Source organism: Alphaproteobacteria bacterium (genome assembly GCA_033762625.1).
Lineage (GTDB): Bacteria > Pseudomonadota > Alphaproteobacteria > UBA9219 > RGZA01 > RGZA01.
This window is the reverse complement of the sequence record JANRLI010000016.1, coordinates 65,178-90,919: the sequence shown is the minus strand read 5'-3', so window position 1 is coordinate 90,919 and position 25,742 is coordinate 65,178. Positions and strand designations below refer to the sequence as shown.

Annotated in this window: 30 protein-coding genes and 1 tRNA gene; 15 read left to right on the top strand and 16 right to left on the bottom strand. The window is 49.5% G+C overall.

The features are described from left to right. Window positions 1-6: 6 nt before the first annotated feature. Both SFW65_08150 and SFW65_08145 read left to right on the top strand, forming a co-directional pair. Window positions 7-426 carry a hypothetical protein gene (locus SFW65_08150; GenBank protein ID MDX1923083.1) on the top strand — a complete coding sequence of 140 codons (420 nt, stop codon included), beginning with the start codon at window positions 7-9 and terminating at the stop codon, window positions 424-426. 85 nt (window positions 427-511) lie between these two features. Continuing rightward, window positions 512-2,884, top strand: a complete 2,373-nt coding sequence (locus tag SFW65_08145) for an autotransporter domain-containing protein (GenBank protein MDX1923082.1) — start codon at window positions 512-514, stop codon at window positions 2,882-2,884. A gap of 2 nt (window positions 2,885-2,886) precedes the next feature. Here the strand turns inward: SFW65_08145 and SFW65_08140 are convergent, their stop codons facing one another. From SFW65_08140 to SFW65_08120, 5 genes are all read right to left on the bottom strand, one after another. Then, on the bottom strand, window positions 2,887-3,660 hold the full coding sequence (locus tag SFW65_08140; GenBank protein ID MDX1923081.1) for a hypothetical protein: 774 nt from the start codon (window positions 3,658-3,660) through the stop codon (window positions 2,887-2,889). 160 nt (window positions 3,661-3,820) lie between these two features. Next, window positions 3,821-4,246 (bottom strand): DoxX family protein, encoded by a 426-nt coding sequence (locus SFW65_08135; protein MDX1923080.1) that lies wholly within the window; start codon window positions 4,244-4,246, stop codon window positions 3,821-3,823. 14 nt (window positions 4,247-4,260) lie between these two features. Beyond that, window positions 4,261-5,943, bottom strand: coding sequence for a DUF692 family protein (locus tag SFW65_08130; protein ID MDX1923079.1), 1,683 nt, complete (start codon window positions 5,941-5,943; stop codon window positions 4,261-4,263). A 96-nt stretch (window positions 5,944-6,039) separates the two neighbouring features. Further along, window positions 6,040-6,297, bottom strand: coding sequence for a hypothetical protein (locus SFW65_08125; protein MDX1923078.1), 258 nt, complete (start codon window positions 6,295-6,297; stop codon window positions 6,040-6,042). 167 nt (window positions 6,298-6,464) lie between these two features. Further along, window positions 6,465-6,779 carry a hypothetical protein gene (locus SFW65_08120; protein MDX1923077.1) on the bottom strand — a complete coding sequence of 105 codons (315 nt, stop codon included), beginning with the start codon at window positions 6,777-6,779 and terminating at the stop codon, window positions 6,465-6,467. 243 nt (window positions 6,780-7,022) lie between these two features. On the opposite strand from SFW65_08120, the gene SFW65_08115 reads away from it, so the two are divergent. Next, the gene (locus SFW65_08115) at window positions 7,023-7,280 is read left to right on the top strand and encodes a DUF2282 domain-containing protein (GenBank protein ID MDX1923076.1); all 258 of its coding nucleotides are present in this window, start codon (window positions 7,023-7,025) and stop codon (window positions 7,278-7,280) included. 53 nt (window positions 7,281-7,333) lie between these two features. Here SFW65_08115 and SFW65_08110 read toward each other — a convergent pair whose 3' ends face one another. After that, window positions 7,334-7,993, bottom strand: a complete 660-nt coding sequence (locus SFW65_08110; GenBank protein ID MDX1923075.1) for a DUF1109 domain-containing protein — start codon at window positions 7,991-7,993, stop codon at window positions 7,334-7,336. After that, window positions 7,990-8,559: a sigma-70 family RNA polymerase sigma factor gene (locus SFW65_08105; protein ID MDX1923074.1), complete on the bottom strand. Its 570-nt coding sequence runs from the start codon at window positions 8,557-8,559 to the stop codon at window positions 7,990-7,992. The genes SFW65_08110 and SFW65_08105 overlap by 4 nt, the downstream gene beginning before the upstream one ends. 87 nt (window positions 8,560-8,646) lie before the next feature. Here SFW65_08105 and msrB (SFW65_08100) point away from each other — a divergent pair, with 87 nt between their 5' ends. From msrB (SFW65_08100) to msrA (SFW65_08085), 4 genes are read left to right on the top strand one after another with little or no spacing between them, the layout of a single operon-like run. Next, a complete protein-coding gene (gene msrB / locus SFW65_08100) occupies window positions 8,647-9,138 on the top strand; it encodes a peptide-methionine (R)-S-oxide reductase MsrB (GenBank protein ID MDX1923073.1) in 492 nt (163 codons plus the stop codon). Window positions 9,139-9,146: 8 nt separating this feature from the next. Next, window positions 9,147-9,650 carry a peptide-methionine (S)-S-oxide reductase MsrA gene (gene msrA, locus SFW65_08095; GenBank protein MDX1923072.1) on the top strand — a complete coding sequence of 168 codons (504 nt, stop codon included), beginning with the start codon at window positions 9,147-9,149 and terminating at the stop codon, window positions 9,648-9,650. A 1-nt stretch (window position 9,651) separates the two neighbouring features. Further along, window positions 9,652-10,131, top strand: coding sequence for a peptide-methionine (R)-S-oxide reductase MsrB (gene msrB, locus SFW65_08090; GenBank protein ID MDX1923071.1), 480 nt, complete (start codon window positions 9,652-9,654; stop codon window positions 10,129-10,131). Window position 10,132: 1 nt separating this feature from the next. After that, window positions 10,133-10,717: a peptide-methionine (S)-S-oxide reductase MsrA gene (gene msrA, locus SFW65_08085; GenBank protein MDX1923070.1), complete on the top strand. Its 585-nt coding sequence runs from the start codon at window positions 10,133-10,135 to the stop codon at window positions 10,715-10,717. An 11-nt stretch (window positions 10,718-10,728) separates the two neighbouring features. On the opposite strand, the gene SFW65_08080 is transcribed toward msrA (SFW65_08085), so the two are convergent. The 4 genes from SFW65_08080 to ybaL form a co-directional block, all read right to left on the bottom strand. Then, window positions 10,729-12,174 carry a hypothetical protein gene (locus SFW65_08080; GenBank protein ID MDX1923069.1) on the bottom strand — a complete coding sequence of 482 codons (1,446 nt, stop codon included), beginning with the start codon at window positions 12,172-12,174 and terminating at the stop codon, window positions 10,729-10,731. 148 nt (window positions 12,175-12,322) lie between these two features. Continuing rightward, window positions 12,323-13,459 carry a glycosyltransferase family 4 protein gene (locus tag SFW65_08075; protein ID MDX1923068.1) on the bottom strand — a complete coding sequence of 379 codons (1,137 nt, stop codon included), beginning with the start codon at window positions 13,457-13,459 and terminating at the stop codon, window positions 12,323-12,325. Between the two features lie 112 nt (window positions 13,460-13,571). Continuing rightward, window positions 13,572-14,219, bottom strand: coding sequence for a hypothetical protein (locus SFW65_08070; protein ID MDX1923067.1), 648 nt, complete (start codon window positions 14,217-14,219; stop codon window positions 13,572-13,574). Window positions 14,220-14,315: 96 nt separating this feature from the next. Then, entirely contained in the window at window positions 14,316-15,980 is a 1,665-nt protein-coding gene (gene ybaL, locus SFW65_08065) for a YbaL family putative K(+) efflux transporter (protein ID MDX1923066.1), read from the bottom strand. 81 nt (window positions 15,981-16,061) lie between these two features. Here ybaL and SFW65_08060 point away from each other — a divergent pair, with 81 nt between their 5' ends. From SFW65_08060 to SFW65_08035, 6 genes are all read left to right on the top strand, one after another. Further along, complete coding sequence (locus SFW65_08060; GenBank protein ID MDX1923065.1) at window positions 16,062-16,793, top strand: SprT family zinc-dependent metalloprotease; 732 nt, start codon at window positions 16,062-16,064, stop codon at window positions 16,791-16,793. Window positions 16,794-16,825: 32 nt separating this feature from the next. Further along, window positions 16,826-17,428 (top strand): hypothetical protein, encoded by a 603-nt coding sequence (locus SFW65_08055; protein MDX1923064.1) that lies wholly within the window; start codon window positions 16,826-16,828, stop codon window positions 17,426-17,428. Between the two features lie 42 nt (window positions 17,429-17,470). Continuing rightward, window positions 17,471-17,728 (top strand): GlsB/YeaQ/YmgE family stress response membrane protein, encoded by a 258-nt coding sequence (locus SFW65_08050; GenBank protein ID MDX1923063.1) that lies wholly within the window; start codon window positions 17,471-17,473, stop codon window positions 17,726-17,728. Between the two features lie 342 nt (window positions 17,729-18,070). Next, window positions 18,071-18,280, top strand: a complete 210-nt coding sequence (locus SFW65_08045) for a hypothetical protein (GenBank protein ID MDX1923062.1) — start codon at window positions 18,071-18,073, stop codon at window positions 18,278-18,280. 139 nt (window positions 18,281-18,419) lie between these two features. Next, a complete protein-coding gene (locus SFW65_08040; protein MDX1923061.1) occupies window positions 18,420-18,716 on the top strand; it encodes a DUF1778 domain-containing protein in 297 nt (98 codons plus the stop codon). Window positions 18,717-18,736: 20 nt separating this feature from the next. Further along, on the top strand, window positions 18,737-19,228 hold the full coding sequence (locus SFW65_08035) for a GNAT family N-acetyltransferase (GenBank protein MDX1923060.1): 492 nt from the start codon (window positions 18,737-18,739) through the stop codon (window positions 19,226-19,228). Window positions 19,229-19,317: 89 nt separating this feature from the next. Here the strand turns inward: SFW65_08035 and SFW65_08030 are convergent, their stop codons facing one another. Continuing rightward, window positions 19,318-20,202 (bottom strand): hypothetical protein, encoded by an 885-nt coding sequence (locus SFW65_08030; protein ID MDX1923059.1) that lies wholly within the window; start codon window positions 20,200-20,202, stop codon window positions 19,318-19,320. A 92-nt stretch (window positions 20,203-20,294) separates the two neighbouring features. Beyond that, window positions 20,295-20,369 (bottom strand) — tRNA-Met (locus tag SFW65_08025). A gap of 181 nt (window positions 20,370-20,550) precedes the next feature. Between SFW65_08025 and SFW65_08020 the strand changes: the two genes are divergently transcribed. Further along, complete coding sequence (locus SFW65_08020; protein MDX1923058.1) at window positions 20,551-21,162, top strand: hypothetical protein; 612 nt, start codon at window positions 20,551-20,553, stop codon at window positions 21,160-21,162. Window positions 21,163-21,190: 28 nt separating this feature from the next. Here the strand turns inward: SFW65_08020 and mnmA are convergent, their stop codons facing one another. Further along, window positions 21,191-22,414 (bottom strand): tRNA 2-thiouridine(34) synthase MnmA, encoded by a 1,224-nt coding sequence (mnmA, locus tag SFW65_08015; GenBank protein ID MDX1923057.1) that lies wholly within the window; start codon window positions 22,412-22,414, stop codon window positions 21,191-21,193. A 51-nt stretch (window positions 22,415-22,465) separates the two neighbouring features. Beyond that, complete coding sequence (locus SFW65_08010) at window positions 22,466-23,326, bottom strand: DMT family transporter (protein ID MDX1923056.1); 861 nt, start codon at window positions 23,324-23,326, stop codon at window positions 22,466-22,468. A gap of 88 nt (window positions 23,327-23,414) precedes the next feature. Between SFW65_08010 and SFW65_08005 the strand changes: the two genes are divergently transcribed. Continuing rightward, complete coding sequence (locus tag SFW65_08005) at window positions 23,415-24,314, top strand: alpha/beta hydrolase (protein MDX1923055.1); 900 nt, start codon at window positions 23,415-23,417, stop codon at window positions 24,312-24,314. Between the two features lie 23 nt (window positions 24,315-24,337). Here SFW65_08005 and SFW65_08000 read toward each other — a convergent pair whose 3' ends face one another. Next, complete coding sequence (locus SFW65_08000) at window positions 24,338-25,741, bottom strand: hypothetical protein (protein ID MDX1923054.1); 1,404 nt, start codon at window positions 25,739-25,741, stop codon at window positions 24,338-24,340. Between the last annotated feature and the right edge of the window lies 1 nt (window position 25,742).

Below are 25,742 nucleotides of genomic sequence, written 5' to 3'. Positions count from 1 at the left end.
GAATACATGAAAAACAAATTTGCTTTGGCTTTTGCCGGTTTTCTGTTGTGCGTTGCCAGCCCTTTTGCGGCGCTGGCGGAAGGGACCACGGCGGATATTCTTGAACTGGTTCAAAATTCGCGGGCCAAAGTATCAGGCTTTTTGTCAACCGATGACGAAAATGTCCGTTCAACGCTGCTCAGCGAGATTAGCGCATCAACCATTGAAGTGGATATGCGTACCGATACCATGATCAACGATGATAAAACACCAGAGGAAACCAAGCAGAGACTGCTGCAATTCAAGTCAGTCTGGGCCGAGTTTGTGCAGACCCGTGATGGCGAGATGATCCCCGCCGCGCAAGAAGGCGATAAGGAAAAAGCTCGCAATCTTGGCCAGACGGTTCAAATGGAACGCTTCAAGAAAATTCAGACGCTTTTGAAATAGCATTAAAAAGTGACATTTTAATAGGATTGCATGAAAAGCGTATCTTTGGGTAAGCTGCTGAAACCAGCTTGTTCATTTGGTTTTCATGCGCACATCGTTCCATCGTTCTTCCATATTATTGGTATTAAGCGCCGCATTATTATGCGGCATCGCTGTACCTGCATCGGCGACCATCGTTTATACTAACGGACAAAACAGAGCAACCCCGATTACAACTACGGAGACATTACAGGTCAACAATTTCGATGAAGCGACACAAAGTGGTGCGATTACAGGAAGTGGTACAGCAATTACCAAGACGGGTTCTGGTGCCCTGACGCTATCAGGTGCCAATACATATACGGGTGATACGAATGTGAATCATGGTATACTGAAATTAGGTGCTAATTTTGTATTTAGTCGAACGTCAGTCACCACTATTAGTACAGGTGCAACGCTTGATTTTGATGGGCGCAGCGAAGCAATTAATCTAATCCATCTTAATGGCGGCACACTTCGAAATGGATTGCTTGTAGATCCGTTTGGGTACTCTATTTATTTTTTTCCGCAAGTTAATTCAACAGGCGGTACAATTGAAAACATCTCTACCAATTATGGCCTCAACTTAAATGTAAACTCGGGCACAACCAATTTGGTGGGTGTAGTTACTGGCGAGGCAACTGTTAATGGCGGCACGCTTAATCTTGCTAATCTGGCGTCTTGGATTTCTTACAGCTCGGTAGTTTATAGTGGCGGTATTGTTGATTATGGCGGCACTACGCACAGCTCGGGTCCTGTACGTTTGTTTGGCGGTACCGTACAAAATGGCATTCTCAATGGTCCGTGGATTATTACTTCAGTAGGTGGAACCATTAATCAGATTGGCGGTGCCGTTAATGTAAATATTCTTGGAACCACAACAACACTTCATGGAGCTAACAGCTATTCCGGTCCAACATATATTGCTACGGGAAACTACGCTGCTGACCCGCAAGCTAATCAAATACTGTATGGTAACGGAGCATTACTGGCGGGCGCAGAAAATACCTTAAGCCCCAACTCGGATGTGTATGTTACTAAAGACTCAACACTTGATCTTGGGGGATTTCATCAAACGGTAAAATCACTCACATTAAATATCTCTATTTACCAACCAACGCCACCGCCCACACCGCCGCAATCTATATTGATAGTCGGTCTTACCGATGCAGCGCCTGCGCTAACGGTTATGGGGAATGCAATACTTGGTGGACGGTTGATTTTAAATTTACTAAATAGCGATAATCCACAATCTAAATACACAGTCATCAAAGCAGGAAGCATTACAGGTGAATTTACAAGCGTGGTAACGAGTGCGCCGACGGGTTTTACGTTTGGCAATGTGATGTACAACCCAACCGATGTTACAATTAGTCTAACGGTTCCAGATGCCAGCAAGCTTCCTGCTACCAGCAGTCTGACTACGACCACCAGTACATCATTTGATTCAGGTGCGCGCGCAAGCGATGTGATGTTTGACCATTTGGGTGATACAGGCTCAAGCAGCGATGCGGGCAGTGATCTCACCTTTACATCTTTGCGTGATACGACTGTAACGCATTCTGAAAATATTCAAGGCATGAACGCACTGGCTAAGGCATTGCCAGCAGTAATGAAACGCAATAACGGCTGGTTCAAGGCAATAGGCAATTTGGGTTCAGTATCCAGTAATAGTTCCGCCGCAGGATATGAAACGCAAACCGGCGGATTTATGTTTGGTGTGGATAGGAAAATTGAAAAAGGTCTTCGCTTTGGTGCAGCAGGCGGATATGAGCATACGGGCCTGACGGGATATGCCGCGACCAGAAGCGAAGGTGAAGCCAACACTGTGCGTTTTGCTTTGTATGGCAGCAAGGTGTGGGATGATATCGCGCTCGATGGCCAGATGGGTTATGCGCATCACGATATTGATAATGCGCGTTATATTGCGCCAGCCATTGCCGCCAATAGCAATCATGCCGCGCATGAACTTTCCACAGGATTGCATGTATCAAAGCGTATGAAGCTGAACGGATTTGGTATTACCCCGCGTGTAGGCGCCAATTACGCCTATGTCTATGAAGATGCATTTAGCGAAAGCGGAGCTGGCATTTCGAATATCAGCGTTGCTTCGCGTGCGAACAATTTGCTGCGCCTTTATACGGGATTGAATTTCACCGCACCTGCTAAAAAGATTGGCGAATATGCATTCATACCCAATGCGCGCGTGAAATACAGCTATGATGTGTTTGACGCATCAAATAATACGCAGGCAACCATTATCGGGGTGGCTGCAAGCTTGCAGGGTGTTTCCGCTGCACGCCACACCCTTACGCTTGGCATGGGCTTTGACGTGACGCTGGATGAAACATTCAGCGCGTTTGCAACCTATGATGTTGGCGCGCCGATTGGTAACCGCTTTGACCAAACCTTTGCAGCAGGTTTGAAGTTTACGTTCTAAGCTTATTCTTCATAATAAGGCTCAGAAGCATAGCTAGGCTGTTCTTCGTAATACACTGGCTCGGGTTCGACGTAAACTTCATCCACATAGGTTGGAGTTGTGTAATAGGACGATCCCGAATAATAGCTGGCGTATGGGTCGTAGTAGCCATAACCGTTGCTGCTGGCGACGCTGTTATTCGATAACCCGCCATTGGCATAGCTGGCGTAAGCTGCCTGCGCTGCTGCGGTTGACCCCATATATTTGCATTGCGGGGATGTCTGGCAGCCATTGAAATCAAGCCCGTAATTTACGAGCACGGAATCAGAAGCGCAAACCGGAATGGTAATGTCGGGGCAGGCATTGTTACCTGTGCGCTGTACCGGATTTGGTATGGTTACCGGTGTTGTTTGGGTTTTGCCATTGCTTGCTGCAACGCTTGGCGCTGCGCCAGTTGGTGTGCCGTTTGAATTATAAGCAGGCGTTGGTGTTGTGGTGTTGCCGGATGAAGTCGTGGTGGTTGGCGCGGTTGGCGCAGCAGGCGTTGAGGATGAGACAGCGCCGGTGGAAACTTTCACGCAAGCAAGATTGCCGTTTTTCTTGGTAAGGAATTCGCCATCACCGCAATCAGGAATAGCGGCGGTTGGAAAACGGGTGCAATAGGTGCTGCCATTTCCGTTCCATGCCAAAATCGGGTTATCGGCATTGCACGGGCCTTGCGGCGGGAAAAATTGAATCTGCGCGGATAACGCTGGCTGCGCGAAAAATAAAACAACAGCTAATGCAAGAAGACGCATGAAATACACCTTTCGAAAAATAGGGCTTGAGCGCTATGCAGGCCGCACACAGCGGAGCGTGTCCTGCTGGGCATATAGAAGCACGCCTGTTTCGAAAGTAAAACGATAATAATATTAAAGGGGAAGTGCCCTCAGGATTTGTACATTTGGGTCATAAAACCTAGCCAAAACGCTTTCTTAACAGGTAATCCAACGACAATTTTCCAGGCCCTTGCAGGATAATCAGGGCAAGGGTTAACGCCCAGATGACATGCACATCAAAATGCATATAGGTGAATTCGATCACGCCGGTCATGAAAAGCATAGCGCAGGCTGCAAAACGGCCACCTAGTCCGATGGCGAGCAAGACAGGTGCAACAAGTTCCGTTGCGGTGCCAAGTGATGCCGCAATTTCCGGTGGTAAAACCGGAACCTTATATTCATCGGCAAACAGTGCAACCGTGCCTTGCCAATCCAGTAATTTGGTGTGGCCCGACTGGAAAAAAACATCTGCAATCCATAGCCGCAGGCCGAGTACCGGCAAGGATGAAAGATTATTCAATGCAGGCAAAACCCGCTGCGTGTAGAATAGTATAGCCTTGTTCATAAAAGGTCCTTTGGTTAGTGGATATGGTTATCTTCGTAAGATGCGAGCAAACCGTTACGCATCCACCGCGCAAACCAGTGGGTTAGTTGCAAAGGCAATGCTTCATCATCAAGGGCCATGTCGTTCTGGGTTTTTTCCAGCGCATCGCCAATCGTCAACCCGCTAAAGATGTTGCGAAGCAAATGATATTCGTGCTCTTCCAGTGGCAAGCGCCAGACATCATCCTCGTGGCGGTACACCGCAAGAAAGCTGTTCTGCATTTCAGGGCGCGGTGGAGACTGATCATTTTTGACGGCCTGAAAATAATCATTAACGGGATAGCTGAAGGCAAAAAGCTGCAAGGCTTTGCGCGGCGCAAGGGTGCTTTCCATCAATGCTTCGGGGGTGAGATGGCTTAAATGCTGGGGCGTGAGGGGGGGTGTTTCGGGCGCATCCATTAATTGCGCGATTGCTGATTCCAGCTGCGCAATTTCAAGTGCAAAGGGTGTTGCGGTTTCGTGGCTTGCCAGAAATTCCGGAACATGAATGGAATAGCGCGCAATGTTAAAATGGGTTGCGGGGATTTTGTTGATGCAATCCATAAGCATTGTATCAAAGGTATCTGTGCCTAATGCGTATTTTAGAACCGGATAATCTTCTGATGTGACGTTATAAAGGCGGTAGCGGTAGCCATTGATATAGACATCCAGCTGGTCGCTGGCGCTGAAGTTTTCTTTTTCTTTAATCCACGCGGCTGGTTCATCATCGGCGCCGTTTAATATGGCGTCCTGCATGTGCGTTTGGGAATGTGCCAGTCCCGTCACATGATTGGCGCGGTAGGCGGCATGCGGCGCAGCCAAATCCGGCAGCGGGGCGTAATTCTGCGCATCCTTGGCAGCGGCTTTTGCTTTTTCAAGTTCGGCAAACACAACGCCGAATTCGGGGATATTGTCGTCCCATTCAATCATGGTGTTGATGGGGCGCGCCGCCTTGTGCATCACGTATTTGTAAAGCGCCCATACATCGTCAACCACATGGTCGTCATGCGTATCGATAATATGGGTGCCCATATTGCTGTGGCCCGATAAATGGATCTGCGCCACATGGTTTAGGGGTAGTGCGTCGATATATGCTTTCGCATCAAGGCGGTGGTTATAGCAGGTTACATAGACATTGTTCACATCAAGCAGCAAATGGCAGCCGGAATCCGTTGCCATGCGCGCGATAAATTCGGCCTCCGGCATTTGCGATGATTTGAATTCAAGGTAAGTGGATGGATTTTCCAGCGCAATTGGACATTCCAGAAAATCCTGTACGTCCTTGATGCGCTGCGTGATGTGTTTGAGCGCTTCCTCGGTATAGGGGACGGGTAACAAGTCGTGGGTGGTTTTGTGCGCAATGCCCGTCCAGCATAAATGGTCGGATATCCATGCAGGGTTCAGTTCATTCTTCAGCGCTTTTAGCTTGCGCATATATTCCGAATTGAGCGGATCGGCAGTGCCAATCGACATGGCAACGCCGTGCATGACGATGGGGTAAAGCGTGCGGAATTTGGCCAGATTGCGTTTTGGCCTGCCATCCGTATCCATAAAATTTTCGGAGATGATTTCAAACCAGTCCACCGCAGGGCGCGTTTCCAGAATATGCGCGTAATGCGGAATGCGCAGGCCAAGACCAAAACCAAGATACGGAACAGGTGATGAAGACGGGTTGGACATGCCGCTACCATATAAAAAAACCGGCGGCGTTGCCACCGCCGGTTTGTGCCCTTCATCATGTATTATGCGGATGAATGGGTCACCTAGATCGAATTATTATTTCTTGCTGCCGTCGGTAGCGCAGCCGCCAAGTCCCTTGCAGGCATTTTGTCCCTTGCAGGCGTTACGTTCGGTTTTGCAGCCGCCATTGCCTTTGCAGGAATTTTGTCCCTTGCAGGCATGCTTTTCGATTTGGGTATCTGACGCTGCCGCATTGTCAGTGGTTGCGTGCGCTTGGCCTGGGGCGACTGAAAAGCCCATGGTGAGAAGGCCGGCAAGTGCAGCGACAGCAAGTTTCTTTGAATGACCAGACATTATATTCTCCAGATGTTAAGTGTTGAATGCGCATGCAAGATAATCCGCGTGGCATGTCTGTGTATTCGCAGTGTTGCAATGGATGGTTACATGCCATTTATCATAAAAAAAAGTGGAGGCATTGCTGCCTCCACTTTCAATTGTTAACAAGCCTAAGACGTATCGAATTAGTGCTTGGCTGGCTTTTCAGCTGGCTTCATCGCTGCTGCTGGCGCAGGTGCTGCGGCAGGAGCTGCTTTCTTGTGTGACTTGTGATGCTTTGGCTTTGCAGCTGCGCATGATTTTTCTGCGTTGCAACCTGCACCGCTCTTGCATGAACCAGCGCCTTTGCAGGAAGCTTTTTCTGCCGAGTAGGAAGAGCCATTTCCTTTGTAGCCTTGTGGGTACAAGGATGGGAAATCATCACCAGCAAATGCAGCAGTGGTCATAACGGCCATTGCGCCAGCAAGCGCAGCAGCAGCAAGTTTTTTTGAAGTCTTCATAAGGGTTTCTCCGGATGGAATGTTAAATCATGCCACAGGTGGTGTGGCATTGAGACGCCATATCACCTTATTCGCAGCCATTTGAAAAGTGGTTACAAGTAGGAAATGAGTCCCCGGTTATTAAATTGTTCCATATGTAACCAAAGTGCATTAGGTTGCGAATGAGTGAGCAAAGCCCAGTTTTTTGGGCTATCCTCGGGCTTCCCGCCTTACCATCTATTGCCTAACCTTATGGAGTAAATCATGAAAAAGACCCTTGTCGCTGCTGCTGTCCTTGCCGGATTGATGGCTGCAAACCTGTCCCATGCCGAAGAGATGGGCGGTAAATCCCCTGAACGCGAAAAATGCTATGGGGTGGCTAAGGCCGGAAAGAATGATTGCGCATCGAAGGATGGTAAAAATAGCTGCGCTGGTTCAGCCAAAAAAGATGCTGACCCGAATGTGTGGATTTATCTTCCAAAGGGTGCGTGCGATAAAATTGCTGGCGCTTCCAAAGAATAAGCAGTAAGTCATATCGTGTGAAAAGGGAGAGGCAATGCCTCTCCCTTTTTTTATTACCATTTCAAGACAAGTTTGCCGATGAATGCGCCCAGCATGGCAAAAAGCAATGTCGGCAAATAATGCCAAAGCGCAAGATGCATCATGTTATCGGTTTGCTCGGCAAGGCGCAGGGTAAGGCAGCCAATACCCGCAGCGGTAAAGACTGAAAACGCACCCGCTTGAAAGGGATGAACCGTAGCGCCGTGTTTTATCACAGCAAACATAAGTGCTGATGGAATAGCGGAAAGACCGGCAAGGCATAGCGCGCACTCAAGCCCTTGGGTTTCGATACCAACCACCGGATGCGTGATATCAATTGCCATGGTGTATTGGGATATAATCAACCCCATAATTACAGCAAATACGATATAAGGCAGTTTGAGCAGCGTGGGTTTTTGAAATGCATCGGGCGCCATGAGCATAATGCCCGCAGCTGCCGAAGCCAAGGCAAGGCACAGCAGGCTGGTGATTTCAGCCAAAAACCAAATATCGGTTAACTTTGCCGTCACATCAGGGCGCAGACCCGTGATGGCCTGCGCGCCTAGCGCATAGACCGTAAAAACTGCCAATAGGTATAGGGCGAGGCGGCGCGGTTTGACGGCGCGCTTATGTGCAGGGGCAGCCGCGCTGAGCTGAGCAATAAGGTTAAGGGTTGTGTCAGTTTTACCGGTCATTGCGATTGTACTTTTCGTTGTTCAGTGCGCATCTTTTGGATGCGTATTTTCTTCATGGCGCGATGGGCGGCAACTTTTACAGCCGTTTCAGACATGTTAAGTTTTTGCCCAACTTGCTTTGCCGTAAACCCTTCCACATGCATCAGGGTTAAAATTCGTTTCTGCTTTTCGGGCACGTCAATCAATAGCTCATCTATGGATTCGGACGAAGCGGGGGTCTGGGTTACATCTGCCAGAATATCCTCTACCTCCGTTATATCGGTGGTTTGGTGGCGCATGGCGATATAGTGTTTGCGTAAATAATCAATCATCCGGAACTGGGTGATGGAAGCCAGCCAAGGCATAATCGGGCGTTCCCCGTCATAGGTATGGCGGGCTTTGTGCACTGAAATCAGTACCTCTTGCAATACATCTTCCACATCTGCAACGGGAATGCGCGCGGCAATCTGGCGGCGCAATAATGGCGCAATCCCTTCAAGAAAGCGTTGGTAGCAGGCCTTGTCACCGTCATTCGCACGGCGTAGCAACTCGGCAAATTCGCCATATTTATTTAGTTCGGTAACCATTTGGCCTTTATCGTCGAATGAATTGATAAATAGCCTATCAGACTTATATATTAATTCATCTGTTATTTTAACGTAATAGAGTGCGCCATGAGCCCAAAATCCTACACCAAGAACCCTGCCAATCTGGCCAAGTTGGATGAACTCCAGCGCTATGTCACGCAGGCCTGCGGAACCGAACCCCCCTTTCGCAATGCGTTCTGGAATGAAAAGCGCGCCGGGATTTATGTGGATGTGGTTTCGGGTGAACCGTTATTTTCTTCAACCGATAAATTTGATAGCGGCACGGGCTGGCCCAGTTTTACACGGCCATTGAACGAACAGCACATTGTTGAAAAACGCGATGCCAGCCATGGCATGGTGCGCGTTGAAGTGCGTTCGCGTCACGGCGACAGCCATTTAGGCCATGTCTTTGATGACGGGCCCATAGGCGCCATTCGCTCTGCGCCAGATGGCGCAACCGCTCGGGCGGAAAGTGTGGGGACCGGTCTTCGGTATTGCATCAATTCAGCTTCGCTGCGGTTCATTCCAAAGGAAGATTTGGAAAAAGAAGGATACGGCGAATATGCACAATTGTTTTAGGAGTGGATATGGCGGTTGAACGTGCAATTTTGGCAGGCGGTTGTTTCTGGGGCATGGAAGATTTAATCCGCAAGCTTCCGGGCGTGACCAATACCGATGTCGGATATACCGGCGGCACATTTGAAAACCCGACATATAAGGATGTGACATCGAAAAACACCGGCCATGCGGAAGCCATTGAAATTACCTTTGACAGCGATGTGATTTCATACCGCAAAATTCTGGAATTCTTTTTTCAAATTCATGACCCCACCACCAAAAACCGTCAGGGTAATGATGTGGGCCCGTCCTATCGTTCTGCGATTTTTTATGTGAGCGAGGAACAACGCAAAACCGCGAGCCAGTTGATCAACGAACTTAACGCATCGCAGAAATTTCCGGGGCTGATTGTAACCGAAGTTACCGCCGCAACGAAGTTTTATGTAGCTGAGGATTACCATCAGGATTATCTGATGCAGCACCCCAATGGTTATACGTGCCATTATATCAGGCCAAACTGGAAGGTAAGCTAATATGAAACGACGGGAATTTTTGGTGGGCAGCGTGATTGCAATCGGGCTTTTAGGTTCAGGTAAACTGCTGGCGGGGGATGCGTTTGAGGTGACCAAGACAAAGGATGAATGGAAAAAAATTCTGACGCCCGAGCAATTCCACATTTTGCGCGAAGAAGGCACGGAAGCGCCCTTTACCAGCAAGTTGGTGGATGAACACCGCGAAGGAACATTTCACTGCGTTGGTTGTGATTACCCGCTGTTTGAATCGAATACCAAGTTCGATAGCGGCACGGGCTGGCCCAGTTTTTATTTTGCCATAGAACGTCATATTGCAACAAAGCAAGACAACTCCATGTTCATGAAACGCACCGAATATCATTGTGCGCGCTGCGGCGGACACCATGGCCATGTGTTTGATGACGGGCCAAAGCCGACGGGATTACGCTATTGCAGCAATGGCGCGGTGCTGACCTTCAAACCCAGCAGCAAACAGGCATAATATGAAAAAACTTTTATTGATTTTTTCGCTGTTACTCGCTGTGCCAGCGCATGCCGAAACACTTGTCGTGGCGGGTGGCTGTTTCTGGGGTGTGGAAGCTGTATTTGAACATGTGAAGGGCGTTTCCAAAGCAGTATCTGGTTATGCGGGCGGTAGCGCGGAGACAGCGAATTATGAACAGGTCAGTGATGGGAATACAGGGCACGCCGAAAGCGTTGAAATTACCTATGACCCCAAGGTGGTATCGTTAAACCAATTGCTGGATGTGTATTTCAATGTGGCGCATGACCCGACGCAATTGAATTTCCAAGGGCCAGATCGTGGCACGCAATATCGGTCACAGGTATTTACCAGCAATCCCGAACAGGAAAAGGCCGTGAAGGATAAAATTGCCGAGCTGACAAAAGCAAAGCGATATTCGGATAAGATTGTGACGAAGGTTGAATCGTTAAAGGCGTTTTATCCGGCAGAAGACTATCATCAGAATTATCTGCCGCGGAACATGACGAGCCCTTACATCATCATGCATGATCTGCCAAAGCTGGCAAAACTGCGTTTGACCTATCCCGATTTATATAAACCGTGATGGTTGTTTTTTTAGCCGTTATTCAGCGCGGTTTGGCGGCGCGTATTCATCATAATGTGCATGCGGTAATACAGCTCCTCGCGCGCTTTTTGTGCGGCCGCGCTGTCTTCGCCGCTTTGCGCGAGGTTGACTAATCTGGCGCCAAAAATAATTTTTGCCGCATGGGGTCTATCTTCGCCGTAAATCGCATCTTCGCCGTGACGTAATTGGTGCTGGATATTGGCGCGGCTGTATTCGCAGATCTGCCGCTCGGCGCGTACAAAGCCATCCAGAAGACGGTTTCGTTGGCGGTTAGACAGGGCGTATCTGCTTTTTACACTGTCTTCACGATTGTCATTCGCGGCAGCATTCCGGATGCGTTTTGCAGTTTTTGCATCAAGCCCCAGATGTTTTGCAACCGCAGCATCAAGCCCCGCACGAGTGAGATAGCCAAAGCTGCGCAGAATACCGTTGCGCGTTCCTTCATAGGTATTGACGCTGCCAATTGTGTTGCTGGTATTTCCCATTAATTCGCACGCAACAATTCCGAAAAGATAATAGCCAACGCCGTTGGTCATGTCCTGACCATTGACGGGAGCTTGCGCGCGGGCGCGCACGCCGGAGATAAATTTCAAGTGACGTTTAAGAAGAAAACGGTTGATGCTGCTTTCGGGGCGCTGGCTGCCAAGCTGCGGAAAATCGGCAAGCAGTTTGACTTTTTCCTGTGGTGACAGATTTGCGCCCAATGCTGCCAGCTTGTCATAAAGGCCAAGCCGGGTGCGTCTGCCCTTGGCATTGCGTTTACCAAAGAGGTTAGTAATCATCCCCGTTTGGTAGGCAAGCTGCGGGTTACGCACCAGCATATCGTGTTTTTGCCGTTCGGTCAGTTTGGTTTTTCCAAACTGTGTTTCCAGTGCAGGAAAAACGCCGATATGCGTATGGCCATCACGGTCTTTACCGCCAAATAATTTGGCAATGACGGTATCGGGACTTAAATAAGCCCATTGCGGCGCGCGCACCAGAATACGTTCCAGATCTTCATTCGTAAGGGTGATGCCGTTATCACGAATGCGTTCGATAAGTCCTTTGATGCGCAAGCCGGTTTTTTTGTCGCGGGTGCCAAATAGATTGCCAAGCGTGGTTTCCGGATCGCCGGTGATGAGATTTGGCGCAAGCACTGCGATGCGTACAATTTTTTCGGGAGAAAAATTCAGGCCGCGTTTTTCAAGGCCGGCAATGAATGCATCGTATTTGCGCTGGAACTGGTACACTTCGCTTTCGCGCGTTAGTGCTTTATCGCCCAGAAAATGACCAAAGGCGCGGGAAATCTGCCGCGCGGTTTTTTTAATATCCGCATCGCTCAGGCGAGTGGTATTGCTGCCCTTGCCAAATCGCATGGCGGATAAGACATCAACGCAATGGGTGTAAACGATAGCGGTGCGCTCGGGCTTGCTGTCACGTCGAATAGCTTTGGCCATGGTGAACCTTTACAAAAAATCTTAAAAAATAGCGTAGTGATATGGCGCATTTTTTACCGTTTTTGTGCGGGCAGGAGAAACGGCAAAATTAGTTTCAAGGCAAAAAAACGCCTATTTAAAGGGTTTTTCGTGTGGGGCAGGGGCAGGGTTATTTAAGCAATTCTGCGTAAACCGCAAGGGTTGTAGCGCACATGCGTTCCATATTGAAATTGGCACGGGCATGCATAATCGCTTTTTCCGCCATGGCCAGACGGTTGGAATGCGAAAGCTGCAACGCATTGCGAATGGCGTCCGCCAATTCATCGACATTGCCCGGCTCGACCAGCCATCCGGTTTGGCCATCCAAAATGGTTTCTGACATCGCGCCCAGATTGCTGGCAATCACCGGCATGCCCATCGCTTGCGCTTCCGCTGCTACGCGGCCGAAGGCTTCGGGAATCTGGCTAGGACATAAGACGACATTCGCGTGCATATAGGCAGCGGGCAAATCCACATGATCAAGGAAGGTGACTTTATCTTGCAAAAACAGTTTTTGCTTCATCGCTTTTAAATGTTCGCGGTAGCCGACATGTTCATGGTCGGGCCCGACGATAAGGCAGAAAAACGGTTCCTGGATTTTTGCCAATGCCTGCAACGCAATTTCCTGACCTTTGGCTTTCATCAAACGGCCAGGGAATAAAATGAACGGAACGCCCTCAGGCAACAATATTTGCTGTGCAAGCTTTTCTTTGCGTTCCTCGCTGACATTATCGCGGTTATAGGTGTTTAAATCGATGCCGCGCGGAATGACGGTGATGCGTTCGGGCGGGACATTGTAATTTTTTTCCACATACGAGGCCATGGCGCGCGAAAGGGTAATGGTGCGTTCCCCCTTGGTCATGATGGAGTTATAGAATTTTTCCCATGGAAATGGCGTATCATAACTGGAATGCATGGTGGTGACCATGGGCACGTTGGATTGGCGCGTTGCCAAATAAGCCGACCATGCGGGGGCGCGCGAGCGCACATGCACAAGGTTGACGCGTTCCATCCTCACGAAATCTTTCAGCAGCGAATGGTTTTTCCAGATGATGCGCGGGTCTTTGCTTCCCGCTTCCCAGCTGAAATGGGTTGCCCCGGATTTTTCCAGCTCATCCACCATGCGCCCGCCTGCCGAGATTACAAATGCCCGTCCGCCTGCGCGCACAATGGCAGCGGCAACGTCGAGCGTAGAGCGTTCCGGCCCGCCGACATCCAGCGAGGGAACAATTTGCAAAATCGTTTTACCTTCAAGGGATTTAAGCATCGAGAAAGTTCCTTAGAAAAGAGGCCATAAGATTAGCCCTGATTTTGCAAAGGAATGGTAAAGAGCAATATAACCCAATAAAACATGCATAATTCGCGGGTTGAACCCGTGGCTAATCCATGACGCTGTGTCTGGATTTGTAGTCAAAGGTCAGGGTGCGGCACGACTGAATTGCGATGCGGGTGGGCGCGAATTGACGGAGTGCAAAATGCGTATCGGATTGTTGCCGTGAAGGATAGCTGGCGCTGATATAGGCAACACCGTCGCCCGTAAGGGATGCGCCGGCAAAAGGTTTGCCCAGTTCAGGGCAAAGCGTTTTATAGTCGGGGGAGAGATGCACAATTACCATATTCCATGCGTAGGATGTTTCATCAAGCTCAATGCATTTGAGTGTTTTTGCTAAAACAATTTGGGTAATGGCTTCCCATGGCAGTGCATACGACGGACCGCCAAGCGTAGGTGTGATGATCATTCCCTGTGCTTCGGCTTTGATGATTTGTGCGCCGCCATTGGCCAGCCATGTGCGACCTTGCCTGGGCAAGCGAAGGAGGATGGCAGTACCGGCCAGAAAAAATAATCCGCAAAACAGTATCACAAAGATAACCGGCGCGTGGTGTTCCGGATCTGGATCAAGGTAAAGTGCATTAAAAAACACAATGCTGATTGCAATGCATAAGGTGCCGATAATCATGGCGAATGCAATGGTTCCCCATGCATTACGCATGATGGTCATATGGGCAGGGGCGATTGTGAGCTTCATCGCGCCGCATGATAACCGCATGCAGTAAGCGAATGGTAAATTTTTAAAAAATCACCGGGTTGAAGGTGAAATGATGGAAAACGATACGGGGTTTGTTTAGCTGCGTATAACCGATTTTGCGTTATCGACCATAGCGTGTGCGATTTCCATCGCGCCGATGATGGTTTTGCTGGCGCCGCAATTGCGCAAATGTTCACCTTCCGCAATGCTGTGCCCGCGCGCGACGATGAACAAATCCTTATTGATTGCGCGCGCCTTTGATACAATTTGCCCTGCTTCAAAACTGTCAGGAATGGCAACCAGCAAGGCCTTGGCTTTTTTCAAATTGGCGGTTTGAAGAAGGGTGAGCGCGTTGCCATGCACCCCTTCAATATGTTGCGCGGCGAGTTCCTGAATGGTTTTGCTGCGTTCTTCAATCACATATAATGCTTCGCCGCGTTCGATAAGCGCTTTGCCGATTTTACCGCCCACATGCCCATAGCCCACCAGCACCACATGGTTTTCAAGCGTGGTGATTTCAGCGGCGTGTGCTTTGTGATGGTGGTGTTCTTTCTTGCCTATCGTCGGAACGAGCCGTTCAAGAACAGCAAAAAAGACAGGGTTAAGCAGGATGGAGAAAATGGCGCCCGCTAAAATCAAGTCGCGCCCCTCTTGCGTGAGCACATCCATCTGAACGCCAAGCCCGGCGAGAATGAATGAAAATTCACCTATTTGGCCAAGCGCTGCTGCCATAAACACCGCGCTGGTCAATGGTTTTCGCAAAGCCAGCATCACGCCAAAGGCCGCCAACGACTGGCCCAGAATAATCACGAAAACCGTCGCCACTACATGCCATGTCTGGTTCAAGAGGATGACGGGGTTAAAGAGCATGCCGACGGAAACAAAGAACAGCACCGCAAATGCATCACGCAGCGGCAGGGTTTCTTCAGCGGCGCGCTGGCTAAGTTCGGATTCGCTTAAAATCATGCCGGCAAAAAATGCGCCAAGTGCGAGCGAAACGCCAAATAGTTGTGTGGCCATGAAGGCAACACTTAGCGCAATCGCCAAGACGCAGAGACGGAAAAGTTCGCGCGAGCCGGTATGCGCCACGTAATGCAGCACGAATGGAATAATCCTGCGGCCAAAGATCATCATGAAGGCGACAAAGCCAACAATCTTGCCAAAGGTGATGGCAAGCGTGATAGCAATATCCTTGACAGTTTCTGGGGTAATGCCGCTGGCTATAGTGGAGTTGTTCATCAAGGGCAGGATGGTGGGCAACAACACCAGCGAAAACACCATCATCACATCTTGCACAATCAGCCAGCCGATAGCGGTTTTCCCGTTATCGGAATTGAGCAAACGGCGTTCACGCAGCGTGCGCATCATCACAACCGTACTGGCAACCGACAATGACAGGCCAAATATCAGCGCCGTTGCCAGCGACCAGCCAAAGAACATGCCAAGGCCCATACCGAGCGTAGTTGAAATCAGGATTTGCGCAATCGCGCCCGGAATGGCGGTGGCGCGCACCGACAGCAAATCCTTGATGGAAAAATGCAACCCCACCCCGAACATCAGCAGGATAACGCCAAGTTCCGCCAGTTCCAGCGCCAGCGATTGGTCGGCAACAAAACCGGGCGTGTGCGGCCCAACAAGAATACCCGCCAGCAAATAGCCGGCGATGGGTGATATTTTTAAACGATGCGCAATCGTGCCAAACAACGCCGCCAGCGTGAGGCCGATAATAACCATGGCAATGAGCGGCGTTTCGTGAAACATCGTGGACTTTCGAAAAGGATATGCTGTTATCTATCGAATCATTCTATAGAACTTTGGCATAAATCCTCCAACCTTCAAGACATGTTTGATATGCATTCCAAGATGACGATTGGCAGCATTACGGCAGATCTGGTGCGAAAACGCATCAAGCATATCAATGTGCGCATTTATGCGCAAACAGGGCGCGTCCGGATTGCGGCGCCGCATTTACAACACAATGCGCGCATGACGATTGAAAACATCCGCGCATTTGCATTATCAAAACTGGGCTGGATATTAAAGCAGCAGACGCGCATGCGTCGCATCCGCGTTCCAGCGCGCGAAAAACCGGATCCCGATGTGCAATGGTTGTGGGGTAAGGCTTGCCCGGTGGTGATTACTGAAACGCATGGCCCATCGCGCGTTCTTTTTGCCGATGGCACGTTGAAGGTGTTGCTTCGTCCGAAAGCAAAAAAGAAAAAGCAGAATGCACGGCTGCTGGCCCTGATAAATAAATGGCAAAAAACGCAGCTAACGCGTGCCATCCGGTTGCTGCTTGACCGGTGGGAGCCAGTGATGGGAATTGAGGTTGCGCGCGTGACGGTACTGAAGATGAAGACGCGTTGGGGCAGTTGCACGCCCGGTAAGCGGCGCATCCGCATCAACCTTGAATTATTGAAGCATCCGCCCGAATATCTTGAATATGTGCTGGTGCATGAATTATGTCATTTTTTCGAGCGTGGTCATGGCCCCGCCTTTAAAAAAGTGATGGATAAATATCTCCCCAACTGGCGCGAATTGCGAACCGCGCTGAATAACGCTCATATAAATTGACTTTTCTGGCGGACTTAACATACCATTTTAGCATGAAAAAAATTGCTGCCTTTCTTTTCGTACTGATGAGTGCTTCGTTGCCTGCACATGCAGATGTGAAGCTTACCGCCGATCAATTCGCGAATTTCCAGAAAATCGCGCCGGGCAGTATTATTCAAGGAACAACCGCCGGCGTATATGATTTTACCGATAAGGAAAGCCCCGACAGCACCATTATCGCCACGGTGAGCACGCGCAATGCGCTGATCGCGGGGGATGACGGGCAGACCTTGGTTGCCAGCCCCTATGGTCAGGATGCATTATCGGTTGCAAATGGAACGCACATTACGCTCAAAGCCGGAAATAACGGCACGGTGATGATTGGCGGCACGGGCGATGACACGATCATTGGCGGGCCGGGTGAGGATAAAATTGCCGGCGCAGGCGGGGCAGACAGCATTTACGGCAATGGCGGCGATGACACGATTGTGTATGAAGCGCATGCGATTGTTATTGATGGCGGCGGCGGCGTCGATACGCTGATTGTGCCTTACGGTACGGAAGTGGATTTGAAAAACACTGATAATCAGGTGCCAGGTGGCCAAGCGATTGTAACCAATTTTGAACGGGTTTCCGTCGCCCCGCCCCAAGAATAAGCCCCAAAAATAATCCCATCACTTATATATCAGGAGCGTGCCATGACCCTTCAGCATCTTGCTATCACCGCGGGGATTGGCATAGCGGGCGGCTGGCTCGGCAGTTTGGTGATGGGCCGGCTGCGCAGCGGAATCCTCGGTCATCTGATTGCTGGATTATTGGGCGGCGTGGTTGGCTATTGGATGCTGGGCGTTCTGGGCCTCAGCATCATGCCGGGCAATCCGCTTGCTGATGCCATTATTACCTCCGCCATCGGCGCGATGGTGGTTGTGTGGATTGCCAGAAAAATCGGTGTTTAATTCAAGCATTTGAAAATGGTAGCAGCTTCGAGATTTGCAAAAATATGCTTATTGCATATTTTTGGGTTCGCTTTGCTCACCCTTGGCTGCGCCTCGCGCAAAATGCCGTTGGCATTTTGTGAACGTCATTCAAATCCCGCGCATTATTACCATTATATAAAGGGGCAATGCCCCTTTATATAATGGTAGCAGCGGAAAGATACCGCCGTTACCAACAACCCCACAATAATAAAATATCCAATCAAAACATGGTTTTCCAAATTGCCGTCTAGGTGATTTGACTCCCCAGACTCGATAGCTCCAAAAGTGTTACCCTCAACATTCACTGTGAGGGAGAGAGATATGAGTGAAGAAAAATTTGTTAGCGAGACAGTTAACACTAAAAGAAAACGCAGAAGACCTAAGAAAAAATCAAACCCTTTTCCAAACAAGGGTCCATTACTTCCACAGCTAGAGGTCATTATAGATTTTTTAGCCAAGCAGATGGCTAAACAGGACTATGAGCTAGAAAAAGCTAAAATGCTCAAGAGGTTAAAAAGACAATCAATTTAACTATATTAGAAATATGGCACATAGCACCAAATCACTTAAGTGTTTGATATTTATCAAAAATGATAAATTTTTTAAAAAAGCATTGTATACACATTGTAAACACACTTTTCATATACTATTATTCATGAAGAGGAATAAAATGTCTACCGCAGCAGCTCAAAAAATTTCGGCAGAACGCCGAACTGATATAATCAATATTAGAGTGAAATCGGCTGAGCGTAATCTGATAGATCAAGCGGCGGCAACGCAAGGAAAGAACCGCTCCGACTTTATGTTGGAAGCTTCATACCATGCAGCCGTAAATGCTTTGCTAGATCAGAGGCTCTTCCAGTTCAGTAGTAAGGCCTATAAGCAATTCATGGCTTTACTAGATGCGCCGCCGCAACCAAATGCAAAACTACGCAAATTAATGGAATCCAAGTCGCCTTGGGAATAAATCCATGCTATGCGTAAAAAATGGTTTCAGCACCTGAAAAACTATCTGATGAGCATGATATCTCAACATTTGATTGTGGCGAAGACACACTCAATGACTGGTTGCGTCGCCATGCTTTAAAGAACCAAGCTGAAGGCGCATCGCGCACATTTGTAATATGTGAGCAAGGCAAGGTTATCGGTTTTTACTGTCTCGCGATGGGCGCAGTTACTAGAGAGCAATCTACAGGTAGATTAAGCAGGGGTATGCCTAGCCCTGTTCCTATGGCTTTGTTAGGTCGCTTGGCCATTGACATAAATCATCAAGAACAAGGTTTGGGTAGAGGGCTTTTGCGCGACGCAATTCTACGCACTGTGCAAGCTTCAGAAAATTTTGGTGTGCGTGGTATGTTCGTGCATGCTCTTTCGCCAGAAGCAAAACGCTTTTATGAAAACTGTGGATTTCAAGAGTCTCCAGCAGAGCCAAATCTACTCATGATCCCGCTTAAAGATGCGAAAGCTATCTTGCAATAACCTTGATTTATTTTTGGCGATTACTTTATTCGATAAAAAATAATTCGTAATCATATGCTGCTATTGATTGTAGCCCTAGAGCTAGCATTTTATGGAAGACCTAAGTATTGAGCAATTAAGCGTTCGGCAATTTTTCCTGCAACTTTACCACTCACATCGCTTAGCCATTTGAGGGTTTTTGAGCCAATTGATGGCTTTTCAGCGTTTTGATGCTTTTTATCTTCTTCTATAGCAGTGGTTAAGGCGACCAGCTCTTCCTCACTGGCGCCCGCCAACTTAAGAGCGGCTTTTAAAGACTTTAAATCGCCCGAAATAACCTTCACACTTGAATCTGAAACGATATCGCCGGTGTTAGCAGCAAAAATTACCTGTCCACCATAAATTTGAAGAGTTACCAAACGATCAATTTTTTCGGCGGGTACTGTACGTATGGCTTCTTCAGGCTGATCTCCGATTTCGTCGGCAAGCTCGAGCGCAAACTTTAGAACCTTGTTTCTGACTGTCTCAACCAAAGAAATCATGACGCTATTCGGTATTTCTTGCCACGCACGATTTAAGGCGAGGTCGCCGTCAAAAAACTTGGCCTGATATAAAACTACAAGATTTCCAGGCCATTCAATTATACATTTGTTTTTAGGGTCGTTATTGCCTTCGTACGCAGCAATAGGTTGATTGAGGATGGCGCTTTCTGCAAAATGCCGATGTTCTTTTTTTAGTATGCCTGCTGGAATAGGTTGGTCATTAAGTTGCTGTCCGAATGGGCCCAGGAAAATGCCTTTGGCATGAGCCGTAATTTTTCTATAATCAGGAATGACTTCTTCATTCTTCCTGTATCCATCTAACTCATTTTGTGCCCAAGTTTTTAAGCGCTCATTCTTTAGCTTATAAGACAGCACAAGTAGTTTTCTTAAAACATCCGCAACTGATGCTTCTTTGGAGGTTGCAATCTCGATGATGTCATCGAGTAGTTTCATGCGGCTTCTTTCATGTCTGTGGACTTCAAATCGCTCTTACTATGTGCGTGAGGTGATGGTAGCACCATCATCATTGAAATCATTGGAAGAAATGGTAGCAGCGGAGAGATTTGAACCCCCGACCAAAGGATTATGATTCCTCTGCTCTACCACTGAGCTACGCTGCCGCACCATTTGCTTTTAAGGGTTATCCCTTGAAAAGATGCAGTGTTTTAGGCGTTTCATTGGTAATGAGTCAAGGCTTTGTGCGCCGATTACGCGCGGCCCGCGCCAGCGCGATAATGGCGATGGTTGAAACTATTATGCTTCTTGGCAGATGGGTGGGGGCATCGCTTATATTTTTCCCCCATGCACAGCCCTGCCTCCCCAACCCACGCGCCCATCATCCTCACGGGCCCTACCGCATTCAATCGCGGCCAGCATTCACTCTATGATTTTGATTGGGGGAATGAATCCATCAACACGCTGGTGATGGAAATAGGCGGGTTTGGCGAGATTTATTCCGATAGCAACGAAGTTGTATCCGTGTTTATCAACGGCACGGCGCAAGATATATCATCGCCCGTTATCGCATGCGCCAGCGGCAGCGTTGTGACATGGGATGCGGTCAATCTTGTCCGCCATGCGCCGCGCATTGAAATCGCACTGGTTGCGGTTGATAACGGGTTTCAGGGATTGGGATTATCCGCCAGCATCACGCTGGATGTGGTGGAGCGTTTATATCGCAGCGCCAATGCGCGTGATGTGGAATTGCGGATGATGGAAGTGGCATCGCCGCGCGCGCGTACATTGTGGGAGCATTCCGGATTTACTATCATCCCGCATACCGATGCGCGTTCACCTGATATGCGAATGCGGTTAAACCCCAGCAGTCTGGCGATGCTGCGCAGCCGCTGGCAGCCACGCTTGCGCCCCGGCTATGAATTGCTGCACCCGGCAAACCATTTGCAATTGGGATAATCCTAAAACTGGGATAATTCTAAAACGATCAGGCGGTGGCAAAAACGCCCGTCTCGCGCTCGGATAATAATGTATTTGCTGGTTTTGGCCCATTAGGATTTACCATGGCATGGGTTTTTGCAATCCATCCGCCGCCCATCACGCGGTTTCCATCATAGACCACGCAGGCCTGCCCCGGCGCGACGCCAAATTGCGGATCATTGAATTCGATTTTTGCCGAGCCATTATCGTTAAATATGATTTGCGCAGGCACAGGCTCCATGCTGGAGCGGTAACGCACCAGTAAATTTTGTGATGGCGTTGTGGCAAGCCAGTTGGTTTCCTTCAAATCAATCGCGGTAACTGCCAGTGCATGATGGTTGCCCACAATCACCTGTTTCTTTGCAGCGTTAAGGCCAATCACAAATAACGGTTCGCGGTTTTCGCCGCTGCGCTGTTGCAAGTTCAACCCTTTGCGCTGGCCAATCGTATAATGAATAATCCCTTCATGACGGCCAAGCACGGTGCCGTCGGCCAGCACAATATCGCCGGGTTCAATGGCGCCGGGGCGCATTTTGGCAACGACATCCACATATTTGCCTTGCGGCACAAAGCAAATATCCTGGCTGTCCGGTTTTTCGGCAACCACCAATTCGTATTTCGCGGCAAGCGCGCGGGTTTCCGCTTTGGTCGGCAAATGGCCCAAGGGAAAGCGAAGGTAATCCAACTGCTCTTGCGTGGTCGCGAACAGGAAATAGCTTTGGTCGCGGTTTGCATCAGCCGCGCGGGTGAGCTCGCTGCCATTTGGCGTAACGATGCGTTGTACGTAGTGGCCGGTTGCAAGGCAATCCGCGCCCAGATCCTTTGCGGCGATGAGCAGATCACGGAATTTTACTTTCTGATTGCAGCGCACGCAGGGGATTGGCGTTTCGCCTTTTAGATAACTATCGGCGAAATCATCCATCACGCTTTGACGGAAGGCGGATTCATAATCCAATACATAATGCGGAATGTTGATTTTGGCTGCGACAGTTTTTGCGTCATATATATCTGCGCCTGCGCAGCAGGTTTTTGAGCGCGACTGAACTGGCTGCGTGACATCACAGGATGATTGCGTAGCAGCGCCGTGGTCGTATAGTTGCAGCGTGATGCCGACCACATCATAGCCTTGATCTTTGAGCATGGCGGCAACAACAGACGAGTCCACGCCGCCGCTCATCGCGACGACAACGCGTGTATCTTTCGGTTCTTTGTTAAAGCCCAAGCTATTCATGGGCAGAAAATAGTGCGAAGGATGCTGCGGGGAAAGGCTTATTTTACTTGCCTAGAACGATAAGCGGAAGGTGATGACACCTGCGGCAACAAGGGCAGCGCCCATGATGCGGAAAAGACTGGGTTTTTCTTTAAGCAGCAGAAAGCCGACCAGCGCTGAAAATAAAATCGAGCTTTCGCGCAAGGCCGCCACCATGGCGATGGGTGCCTGCGTCATCGCCCATAAGGCGACGGCATAAGCGGCCGAAGAAAGCACCGCGCCCGCCCATGGTTTCCAGGTATCAAGCGGTATCCATAAATCGTGTTTTTTAAAGGCACGAAAGATAAATACGCCAATGCCCTGAAGCACAAATACCCACATGGTATAGGCGATGGATGAGTTGGAAAGCCGCGCGCCCGTGCCATCGACCAGCGCGTAATACGCAATCATCAGGCCGCAGTACAGTGCAAGAATTCCCTGCTTTCTGAACGAATGGAAATTGTGAATGGCACCAAAACCGATGGTCAGCACGCCCAGCGAAATACAGGCAAGCCCCAGTATTTCATTGACGGTCATGGTTTCGTGCAAAAACAAAAATCCGAACAGCGCGACAAAGGGCGGCGATAGCCCGCGCATTAGCGGATAGCCAACCGCGTAATCACCTTTTTTGTAAACTTTGGAAACCATATACATGTAAAAAAATTGCGTGCCGCCGGATGCGAACATGTAGGGCCAGCTTTCCGGTGCGGGTGCAGGAAAGAACAATAAAACAATCGCGGAGGTGAAGGCGGTGGCGTAGCACAGCGCCGTTACATTATCCCACGGCTTGCCGCTACTTTTTAAAAGCGCATTCCACACCGCATGACCCAGTGCCGCCGTGAGCACAGCAAGAAAAACAACCAGCGGCATGGAGGTGGGGGAAGGTGTGGGCATGCGCGTTTATAAGGCGCGATTCAGTCGTAACAAAGCTGTATTTACCAATAAAATATGCTGTAGTGCAGCATCAGTAGTTTAACCGGAGATGACTTCTTTGCAGCCTGAATCTTCTTTTGTTTTATGCCCCATTCCCACCCCGCATAAGATCCATGTACTGAAGTGGAAGAATAGTAATGTGCGCGAAGGCTCTGCGCCAAATGGCGCAACCGCCCCTGCGCTAGTCTGCGTGCATGGCCTGACGCGTATGGCTTATGACTTTGTCGATATCGCGCAAAAACTTTCGCAAAACCGTGATGTGTATTCCTTCAGCATGGCCGGGCGCGGGGAAAGCGATTGGCTGACCGACCCGATGCATTATGCCTATCCCAATTACGCAGCGGACTGCATTTATATCATCAAGGAAGCGTTGAAGCTTTCGCAGGTTGATTGGCTGGGCACCAGCATGGGCGGATTAATCGGCATGTGGGTGGCATCGCTTGATGCGGCTTCAAAAGATGCGCCTAAATTAATCCGTCGTTTGGTATTGAATGATATCGGCCCGTTCCTGCCCTTATCTGCGGTGCAGCGGATTGCGCTTTATGCCGGTCGCCCGCTGAATTTCGCGAGTGTGGAAGAAGCGGAACGTCATTGCCGCGCGATTTATGCCGATTTTGGAATTAAAGCCGATAAGGATTGGCGTTTCTTTGCGGAAAAAACTGTGCGTGCGAAACAGGGCGGCGGGTTTGAATTGCATTACGATCCGAAAATCGCAATTGCATTTGGCAATATCAAAGAAGACATCAGCGTATGGCCGATGTATGAGAGTATTTCATGCCCCACGTTGTTGTTGCGCGGCGTGCGTTCCGATGTGCTGACCAAAGCGGTGGCGGTGGATATGACGCAGCGCGGGCCAAAAGCACAATTGGTGGAGTTCGAGAACTGCGGCCATGCGCCGGCACTGATTGACCCAGAGCAAATTGCAGTCGTTGAGAAGTTTTTATCGTAAAATTCGCCTATCTTACAATTTACCTATCTTACAATTTGCATGGCTTTGCCGCCAACATCATTGGCATTACAAACGCCATCACCAAATAATGCGGCGGTACCGCATGCGCTGCGCCACAGGCTTAGGCCGTCTTCATTGACACCTTGCACGAGATAGAGTTTTTGCAAACGGTCAACTTCATCCCCGTAAAGGCGTTTCAGGCTGGCAAAAAATATCTCCGCGCGCTTGGCGGTATTCGGCCCTTGCGCAATAAGCGCGCAGGCATCGGGTGTGGTTTCATGGATCGGCAGCGTTGCGCCAGCGCCCGCCAGATACACAATCCGTTTGCCGGTGTAATTCAACCGCACTTCGTTCACGGCATTCTTGCGGCCATAGGGCATCATTTCGTCAAGCCCGTAGGGATAGGAGTTCATGGCACGGCATGCATCGGGTTTAGTGGGCGCAAAGCTATCGCTTTGGATTTTTGCGGATAACGGATCATCGCGGCGTGGCACAAAGCGCTGGTTATCCATATATAAGAAGGTGCGCGTTTGCGCGGCAACAAAACGCACATCAATGCCTTCATCCATCAGCACGGCCGGTGCAACGCCAAGCGCAGCATAACGCTGCACAAAATCCGCGCCGCTTGCGGTTCCCGCAATCACCACTTTCTGCAAATCAGGAAACAGTTTTGGCCGCGCCATGAGCAGCAAAGCAAAATCCAGTACCGTAAAACTGCTCATGCCGTTCTTGCCTTGCCAGATGCCGGTTTTATCGGACGTAACGCTGTTCATGCCATACATCCAGTTGTTGTTGACCCAGCGCAGCATGGCGGACCCGCCATCGGGCCAGGTTTTGGCGTGCGCTTCCACATCTTCGCTGTTTAAAAATTGCGGCGCGAAGATATAAGTGGAATCGGCATTCCATTCGGGATGACGTGCAATCGCTTCTTCTTGCGCGCTGCGGGCAAAGGCAAAAGCCCGCGCCGCTTCACGGCTTTGGTCGTGAATGAACACGATAATGGTCTGGATTTTCCGGTGCACTTCATTCACGGGCGATGTGCTGAAGAACGGCAAGACAGGCGGAGATTCTTCATCATCATTTCTATCAAACGAATAAATCGGCAAAAAGCTTTGCCCGATTTCAAGGCCTGAGGATGGAACGGATTGTTTTGTGCCGGTAGGTTCGGGCGGTTGCGGTACATCATTGACGATAACCTCGCGCACATTTTTTTCGGGTAATTTTTTTGCAGGAATATCAATGCGCGGAATTTCGCGGTTGGTGAGAATGTTGAGCAATTTATCGACCAGCGACAGCTCGCCCTGTTTTTGAGGTGCGGCTTGTTGTTGTGCGTGTTGTTGTGCTTGGGGTTGCGCAGGATGCAAGGAAGGCAGGATATCTTCCGCACCCGCATGATTTACCCACACAAAACCCACAAAAACCAACATT